The following is a 22,094-nucleotide window of genomic DNA, read 5'->3' on the forward strand; positions in this document are numbered from 1 at the left end:
ATGCATCGAATGCAATAATAGTGAGGTTAACGTGATTCAAAGAGAACTAATGGAAACTATTGCCCCTTATCTCGAACGGCCGGAATTTCTGGCTGTCATTGGTCCGCGCCAGGCCGGAAAAACCACTTTGCTGGAAATGCTTAGAAACCATCTCGTTGAAAAGCACGGAATACCGTTTGAAATGACCGGCTTTGTCACCTTCGAAAACCGTAAACACTTAGTCCAGTTTGAATCAGATCCGGTATCCTTTGTGCGCTCGTTTGTGCCCGGGGAACGCACAGGCACCTTCTACCTCATGATTGACGAGTTCCAATACGCTGAGAATGGCGGACAGAAACTGAAGCTTGTTTACGATACACAGAAACAGATCAAGGTGATCGTAACCGGGTCTTCGTCGCTCGAAATAGCAGCAACCGGCAGGCACATGACGGGCCGCATGCTGTATTTCATGCTCTACCAGTTCGGCTTCAGCGAGTTCCTTAAAACCCGGGACAACAGGCTTCACGAAATCTACCTGGAAAACAACCGGAAGATTCTGGAGCTGCTCCTGAAAGACAGGCGGCCTGAATTTGAGAACGGCTGTGATCTTTTCAGGGACGAATTTATCACTCGTTTTGAAGAATATTCCGTATTCGGGGGATATCCGGCAGTGGTGCTCGCTGATACTGACGATATCCGCGCCAAGATCTTGGAGGATATCTTCAACGGCTATATCATGAAAGACGTTAAAGGACTCCTGGAACTGGCCACAGACAGGAACCTGCTTCTGCTTGCGAAACTCCTGGCCACCCAGACCGGGAACATTGTCGTTTACAAAAACCTTGGCCAGGCTGCCTCACTGGACAGCCGCAATCTCAAGAAACACCTCTCGCTGCTCGAACAAACCTTCATTGTACGGGAAGTAAAACCTTTCTTCAGGAACAGGCAGAGCGAACTCTGCAAGAATCCGAAGTATTATTTTATCGACCAGGGGTTCAGGAACTGCCTGCTCGGAAATTTTTCGACTCCTGATCAGAGGACTGACGCAGGAGTACTGGTCGAAAATACGGTTTTTACAAGATTGAACAATCTGCTCGGCAGCATGGAACGGCTTAATTTCTGGCGGACCAAGGCTGGCGCTGAAGTCGATTTCGTGATCAGCAGGGGAGAAAAAATCATACCTGTCGAAGTAAAGTACTCCGATTTTAAAAGCCCGCAGATCACACGGAGCCTGTCCAGTTTCATCGATACTTTTTCGCCTGGGATCGCCTGCGTGCTCACAAAAAACTTCATTGGAAGCATGAAAAGAAATGGCACTGCAGTATTTTTCTTTCCAGTGTATTACCTTTAGGCATGTTTCTCAGGAAATTGTACTACCATCTGGCAGGTTACACTTTTGTGGAAGGGATGACAGCGTTTGCCCTGCCATTTCACCTGAAATAGTTGTCAACCATTTCGGAAAACATTACAATTATTCATAAAGTTTTACAGCTTCCAAAAAAAGGTGGTGTACCAATGATTCCCAGTTTCAGGAGAAAAGTCCGGATCGGGGACCAGGAGTTCCTGATCGCCACAGCCAGAAAACGCGATGTCAAGGCGATCCAGGAACTGTATAACGAGGTTTACGAGGGCAATTTCACGCTGCCTGAAATCATCCAGCGCAAAAAGATGGAAAAAATCATGTATGACGAAAGCCATCTCTGGATACTGGCAGTGCAAAACAAGAGGATCTGCGCCTCATACATCTTTGCCATCGAGCTGGAGAAGAAAATCGGCAAGCTTTATGCTGCAGTCGTGCACCCGGATTTCCGGGGAAACGACCTGATGGTGAAAATGATCACTTGCACAAAAAAATATCTGGAAAAAGAGATGAACATCTATCTGGATACTGTCTACGCCACTTTCCGCACTGTGTCGCTCGCTCCGCGCAAAGTGCTGTCAGACATGGGATTCAAGAGCCTGGGCATCTTCCCCAACGTGCACAGGGTGGACGAGGAAGAAACGCACGGGCTGCAGGCCTGGATCTCCGAAGAAGCAGTCAGGAACCGCAAGAAACCGCCATTTCTGCTGCCTGAGATGATCCCGATCTACGATGTTGTGCGCCAGGAGATGGGGCTTGAAGAAGCCATAATCTGCGACGAACATAAGGAACGTGAGCTCAAGTTCGACAAAATACTGCAGGGTGAGATCGTGAAAAAGACTTTCCTTGCTTTGAAGAAAAAAGGGGGCCTGTTTTTCGACTTTTTCCCGCTGCATGAACCTAACTACTGTTTCGAGAATTCTGCCGAATCGATCAAAGTATTCATGTATGTAGAAGAAAAGGACGGGCATTCATGCGTTACCGGAATCCAGGCCAGGCAGAAGGACGATCTGGCCAGGATCCTGAAAGGTGTGATCAGCACCGGTGCCACTCTCAGAATGGACTACATCGAATTACTGGTATCAGGGTATGACATCAAGCAGCAGAAATCTTCGCTGGACGCCGGGTTCCTCCCTTGCGCCTATTATCCGGCTTTTGACCTTGCCGATGGAGAGAGGCTGGATTTCATAGTCTGCGCCTATTCTTCGCGTGAGCTGAATTTCTCCAATGTGAAACTTTTCGAGACAGACAGGCAGTTCATTGACGCCTATCTGCAAAACACCCCCTATAAAAATATACTGCCCAAAATTTACTGCGAGAAGCGGAAAAAATAATTACAGGCATTAGAAAAGACTATTTAGGAGTCATGATGGATAAAATGGACATCCTGATCGAGAAACACGCTCCTTATGAAACAGGAAAACCTGCGCAAAAGGCTTTTTATGATGCGCTCAATGAATGTTTTGATTTTCATTATTCCAGGAACGATCTTTTCCGCAAAAATGCGGATTTCTTCGGAAAAAAGTGCCCCAGAAGCGATGCAGATCTTCCCGCTTATCCTTATCTTTTCGTGGATCTTTTCAAATCCAGGCGGATGTGCAGTGTCAAAGCCCGCGAGATCAGGATCAGGTTATCCTCGTCAGGCACAGGCGGGAGGAAGAGCTATCATTACCTTGACGGGATCAGCCTTTCCCGGATAAAACGCATCGTGGCCAAGACTTTCGATGACCACGGACTGGTGTCTGACAAGCGCTGCAACTACCTCTGCTTCACCTATGACCCGAAGGTGGCTAAAGATGTCGGCACTGCCTTTTCCGACAAGCTGCTGACCGGGTTGACTCCCCGGGCTTCAGTATATTACAGCCTGAAATTCAACGATAAATCCGGAGAGTTTGAGTTCAACGAGCAGGAATGCGTGGAACTTCTGAAAAAATACCAGAAATCCGGCCTTCCCCTCCGTATCCTGGGTTTTCCCGCTTACCTCTGGAAAGTACTTACTTCCCATCATGGTGATTTTTCGTTTCCAGCCGACAGTTTCGTGATTACCGGAGGCGGCTGGAAGCTGCATACCGGCGAGGAAGTACCCAAGCAGGTCTTCAAAGGCATGATCGGGAAAAAGCTCGGCATTGCTCCTGACCATATTGTCGACACATATGGGATGGTGGAACACGGGATTCCTTACATTGACTGCCGGGAGGGAAATTTCCACGTGCCGATCTATGCCAGGGTTCTGGCACGCGAACCGTTGAGCCTTTCCGTCATGCCATACGGCGGGGAAGGCATCGCCCAGCTCGTTTCGCCTTACATGCACTCCTTCCCGGCTGTCTCACTGCTTTCTACCGACCGGATCAGCATGGGTGAAGGCTGTGCCTGCGGCAGAAAAACACCTTTTTTCAATATTCTGGGCCGCGGCGGGGTGAAAAAGCATAAAGGCTGTGCGATCAATGCCGCTGAACTGCTGGCCAGGCAGGAAGGGAGACGTCATGCCTGAACTGATTAAAAATCTCCGCCAGCGGCAGAAGCTTCTGGCAGGGCTGTCACTTGAGAAAATTGCCGGAGTCCTGGAAAAACTCTCCGCTCATTTCGCCAAAAAATCAGTGCGGAAAGAGCTTCTGAAAAAACTGCCCGGGATCACAGGATTTTCCGTTGAAATGTGCGAAGCAGGGCTGCAGGTTCTCTCTGAAATTCTGTCCAGAGAGATGATTTTAGCCCGTGTCAATGGTGAATTCGGCAATCTCCGCCTGCTGGATGAATTCGTCAGAACAGGAGCCACCGGACTACTGCAAAAAGCCAGGCCGCTGGGAGTGATTCTGCATATCGCGCCTGGCAATGTTTTCCTTGGGATCGCTGACAGTATCGTAATGGCTCTGATCACAAAAAACGCTTCGCTGATCAAGCTTTCTTCGCGAGATACTTTTTTTCCCCGCTATTTTGCAGCTGCTTTGAAATCAGTCGACGAACAGGGCATAGTCAGCTCCTGCCTGGACTTCTTCGAGTCCAGCCACGACAGTCCGGAACTGGACAGGATCTGCCGGGAGGCTGACGGTATTTTGTTCTGGGGCGGGGCTGAGGCAATGTCGGTCTATCGCGATAAAGCCGGACTCTCCACCAGGCTGATACTAAATGGGCCGCGTTTTTCACTGGCAGTAGCTGAGGAAGCGTGTTTCACCGACGAGGACTACAACCTGCTCGGCCGCGATATCGTGATGTGGGAGCAGCAGGCCTGTTCTTCGCCGCAGATCATCTACCTGATTGGAGATGAAAATAAATTTTCCCGCAAGCTGAACCAGGCGCTGGCAGGGGTCTTGAACAGCTTCCCACCCGGGAAAATACCGTTCGATGAGCGGGTTGAAATCCGCAGGGAACGCGAGAGAGCCAGAATCGAAGCCCTGGAACGGGGTGACGCACCGCTTTTCCAAAACCGCTCTCCTGACTTTGCCCTGATCAGGCTTTACGAAGAGGGCGCAAGAATTTCCCCGAACCACCGCAACGTTTTTTTAAAGAAAATCAGAACCCCGGAAGATGTCCTTACTGAAGCCAGTGATTTGAGGCCGTTTCTTCAGACAATCGGCATCAAGATCAGCAGCCTGAGCAGGAAACTGGCGGATAAGTTACTGGCCACCGGTGCCATGCGCATAGTTCCGCCGGGCAGGATGTGTGAAGGAGTGCCAGGTGCTCCTCATGATGGACGCTTCCTTCTACACGAACTGATCGATTTCATCAGTTTTGAACAAGGAACCTCGGAGAAGCTTGCGGATATCCTGGATTTTGCCAGGAAAAATTCTCCATATTATGGAAAAATCATAAAACCCAAAGCAGATCTGACCCGGATTCCTTTTCTGGACCGGGATATAATCCGTTCTATTTCGCCGCCTGTTTCAGATGAAATTCTGACAGGACCGTTGACAGGAGGATTCTATTTCTGTTCCGGCGGGACATCTGGAAACCCGAAATATTCTTTCTATTCCAATGACGATTTTTTCGAGTCTACGGAGATTCTGGCAGACATATACAAGCAGGCCGGCATCAATCAGCGGGACATTGTCGCCAACACTTTCATTGCCGGCAATCTCTGGACTTCTTTTCTGGTTGTCAACAGGGCACTGATGAACATCGGCTGCCTCAATCTTCCGATCGGCGGGAACACCAGAACTGAAGAGATAGCGGAACTGGTATCGCGTTTTTCGGCAACAGCCATTGTCGGGCTGCCTTCCGTCATTATCAGCGTGGCCGAGCATTTCCGGAAAAAAAAGCTGAAATCGAGTGTGCGGAAAGTACTCTACGGCGGCGAACACATGAGTCTGGAAGCCGCTGCCTTTCTGCGCAGGCAGATGGGAGTGACTGAGGTTCGGTCTGCCGGATACGCAATCGTGGATTCAGGCCCGATCGGCGTGCAGTGCCGGCACCTTTCCGGTACCCTGCATCACGCCATTTCCAGGTACAACCTGATTGAATTCATCCGCGACCACAAACCCGTGCCTGACGGTGAAACCGGCGAAATCATTGTCACCAACCTTTCCAGACGGCTGATGCCTGTGATCAGATTCCGGACAGGCGACCTGGGCAGGAAAGTCCAGCTCGATTGCCCATGCGGGAACCGGGATTTTGTTTTTGAACTGCTCGGCCGCTGCGATGACACTCTGACAATCGGAGGCATGAATCTGCTTCTGGACGACATTTCACGTGCTGTCGGCAAGACTGCGGGTTTTTCCCCGATCTTTCAGCTGGTGGCAAGAAAAGACGGCCACAGAGAGCGGCTGATCATCAGGATCGAGCGCCGGCCGGATTGCAGGATGGATTTACGGAAGCTCGAGGAAAAGTTTCTGAGCATACTCAAGAGCGAGGCTGAAAACATCTTTTTTTCCATCAGTCAGGGACTGTTGAACATCGAGATCCGGATTCTGGATCCTGGAGCGATCGAACGGATAGCCAGGACCGGTAAGATCAGAAGAGTGATTGACGAGAGAAGATGAAGGTATAGGCCAAGGGAGGACTTAATCCTCCCTTGGCGAACCCTCCAATCCGGGGGACGATGTCCCCCAGAACCCCCTAGCGGGGAGCTCCAGAGTTATACTTCTATCACAGACCGTTCTTACCCTCTGTTCAATAACAGAATTGATTATTCTACTAAATTGGTCAGCGCGTCTTTACCCAGGGTTTGGAGCGACCCTCTCAACCCCTGAAATTGTTTGGGTGCGGTTAAGGAGGGTAAAGAAAAAGCCGCAGTAGTAACCAGCAAAACCCCGGCAAGGTTTCGAAGATCTTGCCGGGGTTTTGGAAATGGGATGAAAGGAAAAGCAAGGTGTCCCAGTGTGTCTTCAAGATTTTTCTCTTTGAGCGTGAAAATGCTAAAAATGGTATATTGTTAACAACTTCCGAAGAAATGAGAGGGCTTGGCAATGACAGCTGTAATGCGGAACATCCTGACCAAGGCACTGAACCTTAAACCTGTCCAACGCGCGGAATTGATCGAAGAACTTCTGCAAAGCTTCGAAAAAAAACAGAATCCGGAAATTGACCGGTTGTGGGCAGATGAAGCCGAATCACGTATTGAGGCTCACGATACAGGCAAGATCGGCTCAGATTCCGCGAAGAATGTATTTGGACGGATCAACAGACTGTGAAGGTACACTTTCTTTCCTGCGCAGAGCAAGAATTCGCCGAAGCGGTTGTTCATTTCAACGAGCAGCGTGCCGGATTGGGTTATGAATTTGCCGTTGAGCTTGGCAACACGATTGACCGCATAGTCTCTTTTCCAGATGCCTGGCCGCTTTTTTCCAGACATACAAGGCGATGCCTGACGAATAAATTCCCTTATGCCATTTTGTATCAGATAAAAGAAGATCAGCTGTTGATTATCGCAGTGATGCATATGAAAAGAGCACCTAGAGTTTGGGAAGATTTGTTGGAGGGCAAGTGATGCAAGAGGATCGAGATGTCAGATATGCACGGCAAGAAAAGTCAGGTGGTGACCAGGGCGGCACGAACAAGTAAAGGCTAGCAGGCTGCTGGAGGGGAAGGTTTGAAATCAAAGACCTATGGTTGCTTGGATAATCTGTTATGAAAAAGATAAAGCCCCATAGTCCTTGACGGAGTTGATTAATCCCGGACCGGCAGAAGGAGAAGATATTTGAGTAAGGCGTCCCCGTATCTTCCAAATTATCTTTCAAAAGAAATTGCTGTGCAAACTTGGATGACTCGTAGTTTTGAGTTTTATTTTATAGGTTATGCTTTAGCGGACACTACTGATGTTCATAGCGATGTTGGGATAAATCTCGAACCCTTCTTTTGCTCTATGGGTGTTGAATTTTTATGCAAGGCATTTTCCATTGCTGAGGAAAGCGAAAGTTATATACATGAAAACTTTGAAGAAGCAAAGAAAAGAATAGACAAGATTGCAAAAAAAATTGAACATAAAATAAAAGAGGCAATTAATGAAATTGGTTCGGATAACCCAACAAGTGGTATTTCACTTCTTTTGAAACGGGAATATAGACCAATTAGGACTTGTAAAGATTCTACAAAAGATATTACTGGAATGGATGTATTAGACTGCTTGGCGAAAGCATACATTGAATCAAGATTTCCCCAACCTGTTCTACTCTATGAAAAATACCCTACTGGAGATTTTTATTACAGTTCAGTGGGGTCATCTCAAGATATAGTCAAATTTTCTTATGCTTTGGGGCGAGAACTATTGTTTTTGATTAAAGAAAAACATCAGATAATTTTAGATAAAAAAAGAGTCGACTGTAAATTATGGAACGATGATTATAGGCAAAATTTTTGGCGAATATTTTTTCCGGATAATACAGAAAAAAATTATTTCATAGTAGAAAAGCCCTATGTCTTGCGAACGTGATGAACGATGGCATGTAATAATTTTAATTGTAAATTCCAAAATACGCAGATAGGTGAATCATGAAATACTGGTATTATCACGAATCTGGCCAACAAAAGGGACCTATTGCTGAAGATGAATTTAAAAAACTATTTGTTAATGGTTCTCTAAATGCGAATACACTCGTTTGGTCTGAAGGTCTCAAGGAATGGCAGGAAGCGCATACGATAGATAACCTTATACCGGTATCTTTTGTTCCACCACCTTTACCAACCACTGTCTCGCAAGAAACACCGACTCTCTGTGTATATGTACCTAGTGGTCCACAAGTAAGGCCGTTTGTACGTTTCAGTGCGAGATTAATCGATATGATATTATATTCTTTTCTTTCAGGTCTCATTCTTCAAAGATTTTACCCCACGCTCCTAAGTATCGATGAGAATCTTCTTGGACTCATTTTGTTATTTTTCTATATCTTCATCGAACCTTGCATGTTGTCATCTATAGGTACAACACCAGGTAAAGCTCTTTTCAACATTCGCCTTAGAAAGATCGACGGCACTAAATTAAACCTCTTAGAAGCTTTTATGAGGGCATTTAGGGTATGGATTCGAGGGTTAGGCTTTGGATTTCCACTTATTACATTGTTTACGATAAATCATGCCTATAACAAGCTTACCAAAGAAGGAATCACTTCATGGGACAAGGAAGGTGGGTTCCATGTCAGTCATAAGCTTGTTGGAGCAGGCCGCGTCTTAATGGCGATTATTATTTTTTATAGCTATATAATCTTAGTCGATATAGGGAGGTCCATTGTGAAAATGAAATAGCATAAGTCGTTCAAAAGATAAGTGCTTGACTATGTAGCTAAGTTATGACCTGCTTAATTTAGCGAAATCCAGGTAGATATGAGCCAATTTAAGAAAAGACTTTATCCTTCATAAAAAATTGGAAGTAATAAGTAAATAAAATGGGTAGGTAATAATAACCATGGACTGGCTTAAACATATAATTTCCGAGAACTTCGCAGCTATAACTGGTTTACTGGGTGTATATATCGGCGCATGGCTTACAAATCGTCAAAATCGTACACAAAAGAAACTGGATTTTTATGAAAAACAACTAAGAGAACTGTATTCTCCCTTGGCAGGGATTAGGAAAGAAATTGGGATTCTTAGTGAATTCCGCGTCGAAGGGGGAAAAGCATCTCAAGAATGGTGGCAAAAAGTTTGCGATGTTGCCGAAAAGATTGAAGATCCTGATAAAGCTAATGAATATTGTGACAAGGAAGGTGAAAAGATTCCAACTCTAATCGAATATGACAATAATCAGTTAACTGAAAAAATAATTCCTTCCTATCGAAAAATGAAAGATACTTTTGAAAATAATTACTGGTTAGCTGAAGAAGAAACAAAAAAATATTTTCCTACTCTAATTAAATTTGTTGAAACTTGGGAGAGATTTTTGTCCAAATCTCATCCGATTGAGGCTTTAAAAAAATATAGTGTTAAAGAAGGGGAATTATTGCCTTTTTATGAGCACATAGATGGTATAAATAAATTACTAAAAGAGAAGCTTAAAAATAGTAAAGAATGAGCATTAACAACTCATTCCACTGATCTGTATTAGCAGCTTTTCAAGCTGGTAATCCAATCGGTGAAAATTGACGTTAGCGGTTAGAACGCGACCATCAATTTCAGAAAGGCTTTTAAATGGAAAATTATCTGCCGTTTACCTGGGATTGGGTTAGGGTCGTATTTGTTTATAGTCTAACAATTTTTGCGGTCTCCAGTGCGATACTTATACCTTCCTTAAAGCTGTTCAATTTGCCAAGATTGACTAGGCTGCCGTCTTGGTTTCGCTGGGTGATGGTTCTCCCAGCGGCTTTTATTATGGGGCTATTTTCAGAGTTTATCCCACGGCTTATTTTTACCATTATCGAGGTAGTCATAAACCATCAACTCACATTCAAGCCTGGCTTTGACTATTTGACATGGCAAGCATATGCTCCGATTTTCTTTATAATCGGCGGACTGAAAATAGCTCCATCACATAGTTCCCGTGTGTTTGCAGCTCTTGGAGGGCTAAAGATCACTATGGCGATTATCAATATTTACACTATTATCAAATTTATTAATGGTGGTGGAGAATGGGACAGACTGGACCCAGTCTGCAACTCTCCTCTTTGGTGGAATGCTCCAGTGTGTATGCTGTGTATTTTTCTATTAATTGTTTTCGGTGTGTGTTTTGCGGCTAAGTCACTTGGGAGCGTAAACCAGGGTGGAACAAAGAAGTTTGGAGGATAGATATGGGGAAAAAAATATTTACTTTTATAATAAGCGCATATTTCTTCTCTTTATTTGTATTCGCACCTTACTACAACTGGGTCTACATTCGAGAAAGTGGTATTATAAAATGGTTTTTCTTGGGAGAGATAGTTGCTACTGTGAAAGCCTTTGCTTGGCCTTACTTTGTTCTTACAGACAATTCAACAGCGAACCAAAATAATCAAACAGAGCTCATCAAATTTAATGCAGATGAAGGTGCGAAAATTCAGGACTTCCTTTCCCACACCGATGTGGAGATTTTGTCAGAAGATGCTTTAATTAAATTCCGCAGTATCATGCAATCTGCTACTAAAAGATTAGGCCGGTATTTTTCTAAAGTGGAAGCTGCAGACTTTATCGAGGAACTCGAACTGAATGCTAACTATAGAATTGAATTTGGCGCAATAGTTCTTGCCTCGTGGGATCGCAAGCAGTACTTCACGACCCAACGATTCAATCAGCTATACGAAAAGATGAAGGAGTATTATCCTCAAGGAATAACGGATGACCTCGCTCTGTTGAAAGCGGCATCAGCCCAACAAGCCTTTATTATTACGGATGTTGATGGCAACAAAATATTCTCTCAACCTTGGGGAAGAGAGCAGCTTTTACTTGCAAATAAAAAAAGTAAAATTTTAAAGGTTAATACAGATAATCTAGTCCAAATTGTGAGGGAGTTTACTCGATAGGGGCAGCATCAATGTCAGGCCGACACCTCTATCAAAAGTTTCAGATCAAAGAAGTCAGGGAAAGCAACAGATGGATAGCCGAGACTATAGAGCAACATTAAAAAAGGATTTCATTGAAAGATGGCCCGCGCTTTATAAAATAATACTTGTAATTTTTAGTTTTTTATTACCAATTCGTTGTAAAGATGACCAACTGATAAGGAGTTTCAGATCTCTTTTTGTTCTTTTTTTAGTCATGGGAATTGGCTCTACTCTGGGTATTATTTTTTCCCCACTCGGAAAAATTATTGAGCAGAGTAAATTTCAGTGGATCAACATTGTCTCGGTGATAATTATTTTTATCACATATCTATTCATTGCATCCTGGTTAATTGATGGCTGGCTGCCTTACTTTTTATATGTACGTGGCAGACTCGACACTATGATTACTCGTTCTGAAGTATTACGATTAATTTTTCTTTTCGATGGAACACTTACAGATGGTAAAAACCCTGATGGCTCAGTAAAAAGGATATGGTTTCCCCTTAATTGCCTCAATGATATAGAACCAGAGTTCAGACGAGAATTTTTATTTCGTTTCGCAAATAAGATAGCTTCAGATTATGGAATAAAAAAACCTTTTGATATCCCTGAATTTCAAAATCGCACTCAAGAAAATCAGAATAGGAAAGATGAACAATCTTCACAACAGAGGGCAAATGACAAAAAAGATTCTCAATCGGCCTCACCTCAAAAGCAGGAAATTTATCAATATATAAAAATCTTAGGTTTCTATGAGTTGCCGAATTCATTTGATGACATTAAAAGTGCCTACCGCCAAAAAATGCAGCAATATCACCCTGATAAGTTTGCCGGCAGGGATAAAAATGAGTTGTATGTTGCCGAGGAAATGGCGAAGAAATTGAATGCTGCCCATGATTACCTAGAAAAATACTATGCGAAAAGTAGAGAAGGAGTTTGATTTTGTGACTTATTGGAAGGATAAGCTGCAAGAACTTGAGGGTTGAAAGCAAGCCGAACGGGAATTCATGCAAGGACGTCTGGAGGTCACATGATTGGAAAGATCACAGCTTGAAAGATGTTTACTTCCTGGGAGGTTAAAATAATTTTAAGAGTAAGGGACTTAAGGGAAGATTCTGTTCAGTGATTCGGAAGTGAAGGAAAAATGACAGCAGCCGCAGTGATGAAAAAGGACAGCTTTCTCCGTAAGTGCGTTGAAGTGATCCGTACCAGGTTCAAGCCTGAAAAAGTCATCCTTTTCGGTTCAGCCGCTGAGGGCAGAGCCGGCAGGGAAGTAGATTACGACATTCTGGTGTTGATGGATACTGACCTGAAAGGATATAAACAGGCCACAGCCATCCGCATGGCCCTCGAATCCGAGTGAAGATCGAGCGGCCTCTCGACATCATCGTGCGCACGCCACAGGAGATCGAGTACAGGCTGAAAGAGTTTTCTTTCTCGGAATCATGGAAGAGGGAGTGGTGCTGTGAAGAGATTGACCGAAGAATTTTTGAAAACAGCAACCAAAGTCTGTTTTTTTGTCAGGAACTTGCTCTGCATCAATGACTAAGTTGTCGGATTTTGTGACAAGTGGGAAAGGATTGACCCCATCTAATCCTGGATTCCAGTTTTGGCAGTCAAGTATAGGCATTTTCCGCCGATAACAGTCAGGTATGATTTACTTATTTTTTGCGTTGGCGCTTTTTTTAATTTCCATTCTGTTTATTTATTTCAAATATATTTACTGCATCGAACGTTTTTATCTGGACGGGGTGGAAAAGTTCAACCACAGCGATTACAAAGGAAGCCTTGCAGAATTCAGCAAAGTGATCGAAATTGACCAGTTTCATGTTTCAGCCAATCTTTATCTGGCAAGGATTTACGAAGCCCTGAACAATGTGGAAGAAGCCGGAAAGACTTATCACAGGCTTCTGTCAATCCACCCGGACAACATCCGGAATCAAGTGGCGATTTTCCAGAATCTGGGGGAGCTTTACCAGAAAAACAGACAGTTTGACAAGGCTTTTCTGGAATTCAAAAAAGTGCTGGAACTGGATGGAGCATTGTATCGGACGCATCTTTATCTTGGAATGTTTTTTGCAGGACAATCGATGCTTGATGAAGCCTTCTGGGAGTTTCAGAAAGCGGTCGAAGTCGAACCCTCAGGCTGGGATGCGCATCTTTATCTCGGGCTTTGTTATTGCAAAAAAAACTGGCGGGAGGAAGCCAGGCGGGAATTCCAGAAGATCATTGACTGCAGCTCCGATTATCCGAGGGCTCACCTTTACCTGGGATATCTTCTGAAAGACGAGAAAAGTCAGGCTGTGCCGGAATTCGAGACAATCCCGAATCTCGAAACCGTAATCGGGCATCCCTGTAAATATGACATTCCCATGCTGCAGCAGCAGTTTGAAATCTGGAGGCGCGGAAATGAACTGCAGAGCATGGGGAAAATCCGTACTGTCAGAGAGCTGACCAGGCAGAATGCCGTGACATTCAAAAAAACAGGGAGCCGGATTTTGAATCACTTGAAGCTGCAAGTGGACGAGGAGCAGATGCGTCCCAGAGGAATCAATTACATTGCTCATCCCGATTCAGACGATCGACACAGGGTCCTGGTCTACCTGAGGAATTGGATGACCTGTGCCGGTCCGGAAGCGGTCTATGAGATGCTCGCTGAAATGCGGAGGAAGAATGCTGAAATCGGTATATACGTCAGCTGCGGCAGTTTCACCCTTGAGGCGAAAAATATCGCCAAGACATTGAAAATCAAGCTGCTGGGACGGAAAACCCTGAACCGGATTTTATTGGAACTGGCATGAAACTTTTAATGATATTTATGCTGTTTTGCTGGATCGGGAATGTCTCGGCCGTGACCCTCACAGAAGGTCTGCATCTTTTGATCAGGATTGATTCCGGACTGGAAGAGCGCACCCTGGAAACGACCATCAACCAGGATCAAGGGGTTCTACTCCCTCTGATCAGCGGGAGGCTGGATTTGAATGGCTTGACCCTGAGTCAGGCCGAAGCGATGATTGCAGATATTTACAAGAATGAGGAAATCTATCGCTCTCCGAAAGTTGAAGTAAGTTTGATCAAGCCGGCTGAAATTGAAATTCTGGGACAGCTGCTTGAACCCGGAAGGTATTTGTTTTACGACTGGAGCGAAGTCACCCGATTTTTAAGAAAGGAAATGATCGGTAAAATCGAAAAACTGGAGTTAGTTGATTTCCGCGGTGATAGAAAAAGTTTTTCCATTCAGAATCCGGATTTTCCGCTCTCTGAAATTTCGCAGGTGATTGTCTGGTGAATTCATGAAAACATATCTGATCAAGAGAAAATTGATTTTCATTCTGCTGGCTGCTTCTTTCATAGCTCTGCTTCTTTTCAAGACAACCATTGGCAGAGCAGAGACACCTTTGTTCTGGTATCTGCAGGATTTCTCCTGCTACAGGCTGGAAAATCTGGAGCTGAAGAAAGCGGTTGCTGATGCCCTGGCAATGCGGCCGATCCTGGAAATTGACCTTTGCAAGGCCAGAGCGGAGCAGGAGACTGCCAAACAGAATCTTTTAAGGATGGATCAGGAAATCGAGCGCTCTAATTCTGAAATCAGGGACTGCGATTTATTCCTGATAGACCATCAGGATTATGCAGGACAGGAGCAATCAGCAGATTCAGAATTGAAAAAATGCAGGCAGGAAATTCAGGACGAGAAGCTGAAATTAGCTGAGATGCTTGTTTATTTCGGACGAAGGCATCCGGAAGTGTTAAAGAAAAGCCTCAGGATCAGACTGCTGACAGAGGAAGCTGCGTCAATTTCTGCGGCAGGCAGAATTGAAAGCAGCCCGCAGGAGCACGACGAATACTTTTCGGCGAAGTTTGAACAAGCTCAGATCAGGCTCAATTCGCTAACAATGGAGCGCGGGAATCTGAGTGCTTCTCTGATGGAACTCTCCAAGTACGAGAAAGTACTGGAAAAAAGAATTGGACTTCTGAATTCCAGAGCCAAAGAGGACTGCAGAGTGACCTGGCGGATTCCCGTCGGTTCCTTGCTGTTGATGCTGGCAATGGGGTGTCTGGCGCTATGGCTGATCGAAAAGGCTGATCCTTACATTTTCAGCACAAGGATTCTGTTGCCTGACAGGCAGCGGGAAATTATTTTTCTTATCAACCACGGAGTTTCGAAACCTGCCGCCCTTCTATCCATGATCAATTGCCGGGACAAGGAAATGCTTTTGATCGACCTCTATCCCGAGGGAGGTCTTTTTCATGAGTTTTCGTCAGACGGCAGTTTCACGCTGGAAGATTATCTTGCTGCTCCAGGCAGGCTGGATTTCCAAAAGCTCGCCCGTCAGAATCTCCTGTTCTATTTTCCTGTCAGGCTCGGTTCAGGCGTGGAAAAATCTTTTGAAATCCTTAAAACACCGATTTTTCACACACTGCTGGTAGCTCTCAGGGATCATTTCTCTGATCTGATCGTGCATCTGCCGCCCGGAATCACAACAGGTCCAATCTCAGGAATTCTGAATGCACTGGGAAAGGTGAAAGTGGTGACTCCTGGAATTACTGCATCTGAACTGCAGGCACTGGCGCCGTCTGCTGACGTGTTGGTAATTTGAGAAATTATTAAATGATATCGATTCACCACTGCATGAGGTTTGTAGGTTAGTATGTTAGTAGGTTGGCATGTTACAGAAAAATCTGATACCAATCCCAACATACAAACTTACCAACCTAAAAACATATAAACTTCTTGCAGATGACATGTGTTCTTGTGAAAGTGCTTTACTCGCCTATTCCATCCCGCTGATTTCAGAATAGACTGTGATCCGCTGATCCTTAAGTTTGGAAGCCTCCTCAAGGCAGATCTTGCTTTTCTCGATCAGATTCCGTCTCAAGGTTCCATCTACTGGATAAGAAACCACTCCCATGTTCACCAGATTCTGAACATTGGGAGAAAGTTTGAGAATCGAGCTGTAAATTCTGGAGGCGATTTTTTTGGCCTGACCCGGTTCTGTTTCCATCAGTACCAGAACATAAGTGTAGGTGATTTCGTTCTGGAAGCAGATATCCACAAGCCGGATATTGGATTTGATGATATCCATGATGTTGCGGAAAATAGAGACCTGGGAAGCGCTGTCCATGTCCTTCAATCCCAAGGCTTCAATGAAAAGCAGGGAAAATTTAGTGTTGTAACGTTCGGCGCGCTCGATTTCACGTTCCACGAGATGATGAAAATATTTGAAGGTATAGATCTGGTTGATCTCATCCACTTCATCCAGGCTGGAAAGTGCATTTTTGATCTTGGTGTTTTCCGTGGTGATCTTCAGGAGCTGTTCCTCGATCCTGGCAAGGTTCTGCTTGTTTTTGATCGAGATTGCCACGAGCAGCATGACCAGCAGGGCCATGATCATATATAAAAAAATCTCAGGCATTTAAACGCGGACCTCCATCTGAATTTAAATCATTTTAGTCGTTTGTTCCAGGATAGTCAAATTTCCTTTGGATTTTGACTATTTTTCACATGTTATGATATATTCTATCAAAAATTAATCCTGACGGGGGACAGATGATCAGCACCAGTGATTTCAAGAACGGCAAGAGTATAGAAATGGAAGGCGTTCTTTACGTGATCGTGGAATTTCAGCATGTCAAGCCAGGCAAGGGCGGTGCTTTCGTCAGGACCAGACTGAAGAACATCAAGACCGGACTGGTGAGGGATATGACCTTCAAGGCCGGGGAAAAGTTCCAGGATGCACACGTTGAAGACCGGGCAATGCAGTATTTATACAAGGATAGCGAAGGATATTGCTTCATGGATCAGCAGTCCTACGAACAGTATCATCTTTCCCCGGAATTTATCGGGGATGCCAAGGATCTGCTGCTTGAAAACATGGAATGCTATGTCAAAATGTACAACGAGAACACTCCGATCGGGATCGAACTGCCCAATTTTATTTATATGGTTGTTGTGGAATGCGAACCAGCGGTCAAGGGCGACACAGTGAACAATGTGATGAAAAAAGCCAAGCTGGTCACTGGTTATGAAATAGGAGTCCCTCTCTTTATCAACCAGGGAGAAAAGATCCGCATTGATACCAGGACGCGAGAATACATCGGCAGAGGCTGAGCACGGATTTCTATCAGTCACCGAAATCACTGCTTATCTGAAGGGGCTGATTGGCTCCAATCCTTTCCTATCCCGTCTGTCTGTCGCAGGCGAAGTTACAGGCCTGACCCGCCACGGTTCAGGACATATCTATTTCAGTCTGAAAGATGAAAACGCCCTGATCCGCTGTGTCTTTTTCAGGGGGCAGCAGCGGGAAACCTACAGTTTTCTAAACGAAGGCGCAAGGGTAATTGTGCGGGGTGAACTGGGGGTTTTTGAAAAAAGGGGAGAATACCAGGTTTATGTGAAAGAGCTGCTTGATTTCGGCAGAGGAAATATCCTGCTCAAGCTTCAGAAATTGAAGGAAGAGCTTGAGAGAAAAGGCTATTTCGCGGCTGAACGTAAACGAGCGCTGCCTGAATTCCCCTCGCGGATCGGGATTGTCACTGCCAAAGGGGGAGCCGCCCTGCAGGACATGCTTAAAGTTTTCCGGGGTAAGGCATTCGGGCTTCAGGTTTTTATTGCAGATTCCAGGGTCCAGGGGGATGGCGCTGCAGCCGAGATCGCTGGAGCGATTCGTCTCCTGAACAGAATTCATCAACTGGACCTGATCATAGTCGCCAGAGGCGGAGGTTCCCTGGAAGATCTCTGGTGTTTCAATGAAATGCCTGTGGTCGAGTCTGTTTTCAGCTCGGCCTGCCCGGTCGTGAGCGCTGTAGGGCATGAAGTGGACTTCACTCTGGTGGATTTTGTGGCGGATGTCCGTGCAGCTACACCGACACAGGCTGCCGAACTGGCCGTCAGACACAGGGATGAGCTTGAGAAGACGATCCGAGGAGATCGGGAAAAGATCTGCCGGAAGATCGTGAGAACCATAACCGACAGGCAGCAATGGCTTGATAACATGGAACTCAGGCTGAAGCAGGATATCCAGGGACGGCTGCACCGCCATTTTAGAGTTCTGGAGCGTTTCACTGCCGCTGTTCCTGGTGTTCAGCAGGCTTTCCACCGGATCGAATCCAGACTTTTGCTTCTCTCTCCCTGCCGCTGGCCGAAGGTATTTCAACTCTCCTTTCTCAGACAACGCAGCCAGCTTGAAAATTGCCTCATGCTGCTCAAAAGATATCCTGAAAACAGATTGAAGTTATTGAATCAGCGACTGGAGTTTGAACATGACAAACTTTCGCTGCTGAATCCGGACAATGTTTTGAAGAGAGGTTACGCTGTGATTATGAAGGATGGAAAACCTGTCAAAAGGGCTGCCGGAATAGCAGCCGGCGATAAAATCGGGATCAAGTTCAGCGATGGAAAAAAGGAAGCGGAGGTCCTGTCATGAGTGAAGAACGAAAGCTTAAATTCAGCGAAGGATTGAAAAGGCTTGAAGAGATTGTGGACAAGATGGAGAAGGAAGAGTACGAGATAGAGGAAATGATCGAGACATTTCAGGAAGGGATCAAGCTTTACAAAAGTCTGCAACAGAAGCTCAAAGAAGTTGAGCTCAAAGTGAATCAGGTGCTGGAGCGGGAAGGCGAGATCGTGATTGAAGAAAAATAACCTGGAACTTTATTTCCGGGAAACCGTGAACACGGTCGACAAATGGCTGGACGAACTGCTGCCGTCCCAGAAAACTGCACCAGTGGAAATCCATCGCGCCATGAGATACTCCGTGTTTTCAGGAGGGAAAAGGATCAGGCCGCTGCTCCTGATCCTGACCGCGGAAATGCTTGGAGCCGGAGCCGATAAAGTCCGGCTGCCCGCCTGTGCTCTTGAGCTGATCCACACCTATTCCCTGATTCATGACGATCTGCCGTCCATGGACAACGACGATTTCAGGCGGGGTAAGCCATCCTGCCATAAGGTTTTTGGCGAAGCACTGGCGATCCTGGCCGGTGACGCTCTTTTAACAGAGGCTTTTGTCCTTTTGTCCGGGTTTCCGGTAAAACATCTGCGGCCGGTGTTGAGAGAGATCGCCGTTTCTGCCTCAACCCGCGGCATGGTGGGTGGACAGGTCCTGGACATTCGATCTGCAGACCGCAGGATTTCCCGGAAAGCACTGCTTGAAATGCACCTGTTAAAAACCGGAGCCCTGTTGACCGCACCGCTTTCAATTGCCGGTATCATATCCGGCGCTGATCCCGGTCAGTTGGACCTGCTTGCTCTACTCGGCGAAAAAATCGGTTTGCTGTTTCAAGTCACCGACGATATCCTTGATGCAGCGACTGACGCCGGAAAAAAACCCGGCAGCTGCCATGATAAGGCCAATTTCGTCTCGATGTACGGGCTTGGCCGGAGCAGAAAAATGGCTGGAGCCGTAAGGGACGAAGCCCTGGAAATCCTCTCGGAAATCAGGGCTGATGATCGGTTCAGGAAGGGAATATTTCAGGAACTGATCAGATTCATCTGTGAACGGAGAAAATGATGCGGATCGGATTCGGATATGATGTGCATCCTCTGATTGAAGGAAGAGACTTGATTCTGGGCGGGGTGAAGATCCCTTTCAGGCTTGGCCTTTCCGGTCATTCGGATGCCGATGTGCTTATCCATGCTTTGATCGACGCGCTGCTCGGGGCCGCCTGCCAGGGCAACATCGGGGAACATTTTCCGGACACAGACCCGGCCTATAAAGGAATCGACAGCATTGTGCTGCTTTCCAGTACTGTGACATTGCTCGAGAAACAGGGATTAGGAATTGTCAATGTCGACTCTGTGATTGTTGCCGAGCAGCCTAAGCTGGCTCAATATTTTGACCAGATGAGGAGCAATCTTTCGGTGATCCTGAAAATCCCTCTTGATTGTGTTTCAGTCAAGGCGAAAAAGGAAGAGGGACTGGGGTTCACCGGGTCGCTTTCAGGCATCAAAGCATATGCGGTTGCCCTTCTTTCAACCGGAGATGGAAAATGAACCTTCTGCAGGAAATAAAATCACCTGATGACATCCGTAAATTAAAGCTTCCGGAACTGGAGCAGCTGGCTTTCGAAATCAGGCAGAAAATCCTCGAGACAGTGGCCAACAACGGCGGTCACCTTGCTCCCAGCCTGGGATGCGTGGAACTGGCCATCGCCCTGCACTATGTTTTTGAAAGTCCAAGGGACAGGATCATCTGGGATGTCGGGCATCAGGCATATGCCCACAAACTGCTCACCGGAAGGGTGGAAAGATTCAGTTCGCTAAGGACTTACGGCGGGTTGAGCGGCTTTCTCAAGCCCGCGGAATCAGCTCACGACATTTTCGGAGCCGGGCACAGCTCAACTTCGATTTCAGCGGCACTCGGAATCACTGTAGCCAGGGATCTTAACCACGAAGACCATCACGTGATTGCTGTAATCGGTGACGGTTCGCTGACAGCAGGCCTTGCTTTTGAAGCCATGAATCATGCAGGTCACCTGAAGAAAAATCTCCTGGTAGTATTGAATGACAACGAGATGTCGATAGCTCCCAATGTAGGCGCGCTTTCCAGCTATCTGCTGAAAATCAGGAATGATCCGGCATACCGGCGCTTCAAAGATGATATGGATTACCTGTTCAACTATCTGCCGCCTATCGGAAAGAGCATGGTGCAGCGCTTGAAGGACGTCAAGAATCAGCTGAAACACGTCGTGGTGCCTGGAGCCTTTTTTGAAGAGCTGGGATTCAAGTATTACGGGCCGATTGATGGCCATGACCTCAGGCAGTTGATTTCCGCTGTCCGCTGGATCAGGAAGGCACATTTCCCGGTGCTTCTGCATGTAAATACCATCAAAGGCAAAGGATACAAGGTAGCTGAGAACAATCCCGAGATCTTTCATGGAGTCGGGAGGTTCGACATTGCTTCTGGAAAGTTGCTGTCAGGCGAAGACCTTTCATACACTTCGGTTTTTGGACGGACGATCGTGCGGATTGCCGAGCAGAATCCGAAGGTACTGGCAATCACCGCAGCCATGCCGCTCGGTACCGGCCTTTCCGAATTCAGGGAAAAGTTCCCTGACCGGTATTTTGATGTGGGCATCTGCGAACAGCATGCCGTGACTTTTGCCGCAGGCCTAGCCAGAGAAGGATTCAGACCTGTAGTGGCGATCTATACCAGTTTCATCCAGCGGTCTTATGATCAGATCATCCACGATGTCGCCCTGCAGAAGCTCCCTGTGATATTCGCTCTGGACAGGGGCGGTCTTGTCGGACAGGATGGTCCGACTCATCACGGGACTTTTGATCTGAGCTTTTTAAGAACCGTGCCTGGGCTTGTGATTGCAGTCCCCCGCAATGCCACGCAGCTGAAAAATCTTCTCTATACTGCCGTCGGATCTACCGAAAAGCCTTTTGCCATCCGCTATCCCCGGGGCAGCGCTGGAATCAGAGAACTGGATACGTCGAGTGAGATTCTGCCTGTCGGCCGTGGAGAAATCGTTGTCGCAGGAAGTGATTTCCTGGTAATCGCGCTGGGAAGGATGGTGGAAAATGCCCAGCAGGCAGTCGCAAGCCTTACTGCAGGCGGCAAATACGGCACATTGCTGAATCCGATCTTTCTGAAGCCTATTGACGAGGATTTGCTGCTCTCTGAAATTCGAAAACATCAGAAAGTGATTACTGTTGAAGAAAACACTATAATCGGTGGACTGGGAAGCGCAGTGCTTGAATTGATGGCCAGGCACGGATTGAAGGCCGATATGCTGACGCTTGGCGTACCTGACGAATTTGTCCAGCACGGGACAGTTGAAGAACTGCTGCATGAACTGGGTCTGGATGCTGAAGGGATAGAAAAAAGCATCCGGAAGTTCATTGAAGAATAGTAATGCTGATATGTATATCAAAA

23 protein-coding genes are annotated in these 22,094 nt (G+C 46.2%); 22 read left to right on the forward strand and 1 reads right to left on the reverse strand.

Features of this window, described 5'->3' with window-relative positions; genetic code table 11:
- Positions 1–49 precede the first annotated feature (49 nt).
- The 16 genes from PHW04_04660 to PHW04_04735 all read left to right on the forward strand — a co-directional run bounded on the left by PHW04_04660 (position 50) and on the right by PHW04_04735 (position 15,815).
- Positions 50–1,330 carry an ATP-binding protein gene (locus PHW04_04660; GenBank protein ID MDD2715167.1) on the forward strand — a complete coding sequence of 427 codons (1,281 nt, stop codon included), beginning with the start codon at positions 50–52 and terminating at the stop codon, positions 1,328–1,330.
- Between the two features lie 164 nt (positions 1,331–1,494).
- Positions 1,495–2,673 carry a hypothetical protein gene (locus tag PHW04_04665; protein ID MDD2715168.1) on the forward strand — a complete coding sequence of 393 codons (1,179 nt, stop codon included), beginning with the start codon at positions 1,495–1,497 and terminating at the stop codon, positions 2,671–2,673.
- A 35-nt stretch (positions 2,674–2,708) separates the two neighbouring features.
- Positions 2,709–3,830, forward strand: coding sequence for a hypothetical protein (locus tag PHW04_04670; GenBank protein MDD2715169.1), 1,122 nt, complete (start codon positions 2,709–2,711; stop codon positions 3,828–3,830).
- Positions 3,823–6,312: an acyl-CoA reductase gene (locus PHW04_04675; protein ID MDD2715170.1), complete on the forward strand. Its 2,490-nt coding sequence runs from the start codon at positions 3,823–3,825 to the stop codon at positions 6,310–6,312. Before PHW04_04670 ends, PHW04_04675 begins: the two co-directional genes overlap by 8 nt.
- 426 nt (positions 6,313–6,738) lie before the next feature.
- Positions 6,739–6,963 (forward strand): addiction module protein, encoded by a 225-nt coding sequence (locus tag PHW04_04680; GenBank protein MDD2715171.1) that lies wholly within the window; start codon positions 6,739–6,741, stop codon positions 6,961–6,963.
- A complete protein-coding gene (locus PHW04_04685; GenBank protein MDD2715172.1) occupies positions 6,960–7,259 on the forward strand; it encodes a type II toxin-antitoxin system RelE/ParE family toxin in 300 nt (99 codons plus the stop codon). The genes PHW04_04680 and PHW04_04685 overlap by 4 nt, the downstream gene beginning before the upstream one ends.
- Positions 7,260–7,469: 210 nt before the next feature.
- Positions 7,470–8,201, forward strand: coding sequence for a hypothetical protein (locus tag PHW04_04690; GenBank protein ID MDD2715173.1), 732 nt, complete (start codon positions 7,470–7,472; stop codon positions 8,199–8,201).
- Positions 8,202–8,260: 59 nt separating this feature from the next.
- On the forward strand, positions 8,261–9,010 hold the full coding sequence (locus tag PHW04_04695; GenBank protein MDD2715174.1) for an RDD family protein: 750 nt from the start codon (positions 8,261–8,263) through the stop codon (positions 9,008–9,010).
- 160 nt (positions 9,011–9,170) lie between these two features.
- Positions 9,171–9,776 carry a hypothetical protein gene (locus tag PHW04_04700; protein ID MDD2715175.1) on the forward strand — a complete coding sequence of 202 codons (606 nt, stop codon included), beginning with the start codon at positions 9,171–9,173 and terminating at the stop codon, positions 9,774–9,776.
- A 116-nt stretch (positions 9,777–9,892) separates the two neighbouring features.
- Positions 9,893–10,486: a hypothetical protein gene (locus PHW04_04705; GenBank protein ID MDD2715176.1), complete on the forward strand. Its 594-nt coding sequence runs from the start codon at positions 9,893–9,895 to the stop codon at positions 10,484–10,486.
- Between the two features lie 2 nt (positions 10,487–10,488).
- Positions 10,489–11,196 (forward strand): hypothetical protein, encoded by a 708-nt coding sequence (locus tag PHW04_04710; GenBank protein MDD2715177.1) that lies wholly within the window; start codon positions 10,489–10,491, stop codon positions 11,194–11,196.
- Positions 11,197–11,266: 70 nt separating this feature from the next.
- Positions 11,267–12,157 carry a J domain-containing protein gene (locus PHW04_04715; GenBank protein ID MDD2715178.1) on the forward strand — a complete coding sequence of 297 codons (891 nt, stop codon included), beginning with the start codon at positions 11,267–11,269 and terminating at the stop codon, positions 12,155–12,157.
- Between the two features lie 204 nt (positions 12,158–12,361).
- Positions 12,362–12,580 carry a nucleotidyltransferase domain-containing protein gene (locus tag PHW04_04720; protein ID MDD2715179.1) on the forward strand — a complete coding sequence of 73 codons (219 nt, stop codon included), beginning with the start codon at positions 12,362–12,364 and terminating at the stop codon, positions 12,578–12,580.
- A 310-nt stretch (positions 12,581–12,890) separates the two neighbouring features.
- Positions 12,891–14,018, forward strand: coding sequence for a tetratricopeptide repeat protein (locus tag PHW04_04725; GenBank protein MDD2715180.1), 1,128 nt, complete (start codon positions 12,891–12,893; stop codon positions 14,016–14,018).
- Between the two features lie 17 nt (positions 14,019–14,035).
- Positions 14,036–14,506, forward strand: coding sequence for a hypothetical protein (locus tag PHW04_04730; GenBank protein ID MDD2715181.1), 471 nt, complete (start codon positions 14,036–14,038; stop codon positions 14,504–14,506).
- Between the two features lie 4 nt (positions 14,507–14,510).
- On the forward strand, positions 14,511–15,815 hold the full coding sequence (locus tag PHW04_04735) for a hypothetical protein (GenBank protein ID MDD2715182.1): 1,305 nt from the start codon (positions 14,511–14,513) through the stop codon (positions 15,813–15,815).
- A gap of 174 nt (positions 15,816–15,989) precedes the next feature.
- Here PHW04_04735 and PHW04_04740 read toward each other — a convergent pair whose 3' ends face one another.
- Positions 15,990–16,631 (reverse strand): hypothetical protein, encoded by a 642-nt coding sequence (locus tag PHW04_04740; GenBank protein MDD2715183.1) that lies wholly within the window; start codon positions 16,629–16,631, stop codon positions 15,990–15,992.
- 134 nt (positions 16,632–16,765) lie between these two features.
- Here PHW04_04740 and efp point away from each other — a divergent pair, with 134 nt between their 5' ends.
- From efp to dxs, 6 genes are read left to right on the forward strand one after another with little or no spacing between them, the layout of a single operon-like run.
- On the forward strand, positions 16,766–17,326 hold the full coding sequence (gene efp, locus PHW04_04745; protein MDD2715184.1) for an elongation factor P: 561 nt from the start codon (positions 16,766–16,768) through the stop codon (positions 17,324–17,326).
- Entirely contained in the window at positions 17,289–18,641 is a 1,353-nt protein-coding gene (gene xseA, locus PHW04_04750) for an exodeoxyribonuclease VII large subunit (GenBank protein ID MDD2715185.1), read from the forward strand. The genes efp and xseA overlap by 38 nt, the downstream gene beginning before the upstream one ends.
- Entirely contained in the window at positions 18,638–18,859 is a 222-nt protein-coding gene (gene xseB / locus PHW04_04755; protein ID MDD2715186.1) for an exodeoxyribonuclease VII small subunit, read from the forward strand. Before xseA ends, xseB begins: the two co-directional genes overlap by 4 nt.
- Complete coding sequence (locus PHW04_04760) at positions 18,846–19,724, forward strand: polyprenyl synthetase family protein (GenBank protein ID MDD2715187.1); 879 nt, start codon at positions 18,846–18,848, stop codon at positions 19,722–19,724. The genes xseB and PHW04_04760 overlap by 14 nt, the downstream gene beginning before the upstream one ends.
- The gene (gene ispF / locus PHW04_04765; protein MDD2715188.1) at positions 19,724–20,206 is read left to right on the forward strand and encodes a 2-C-methyl-D-erythritol 2,4-cyclodiphosphate synthase; all 483 of its coding nucleotides are present in this window, start codon (positions 19,724–19,726) and stop codon (positions 20,204–20,206) included. Before PHW04_04760 ends, ispF begins: the two co-directional genes overlap by 1 nt.
- On the forward strand, positions 20,203–22,071 hold the full coding sequence (dxs, locus tag PHW04_04770) for a 1-deoxy-D-xylulose-5-phosphate synthase (protein MDD2715189.1): 1,869 nt from the start codon (positions 20,203–20,205) through the stop codon (positions 22,069–22,071). The genes ispF and dxs overlap by 4 nt, the downstream gene beginning before the upstream one ends.
- The last annotated feature ends 23 nt before the right edge of the window (positions 22,072–22,094 follow it).

This window comes from Candidatus Wallbacteria bacterium (assembly GCA_028687545.1).
GTDB lineage: Bacteria > Muiribacteriota > JAQTZZ01 > JAQTZZ01 > JAQTZZ01 > JAQTZZ01.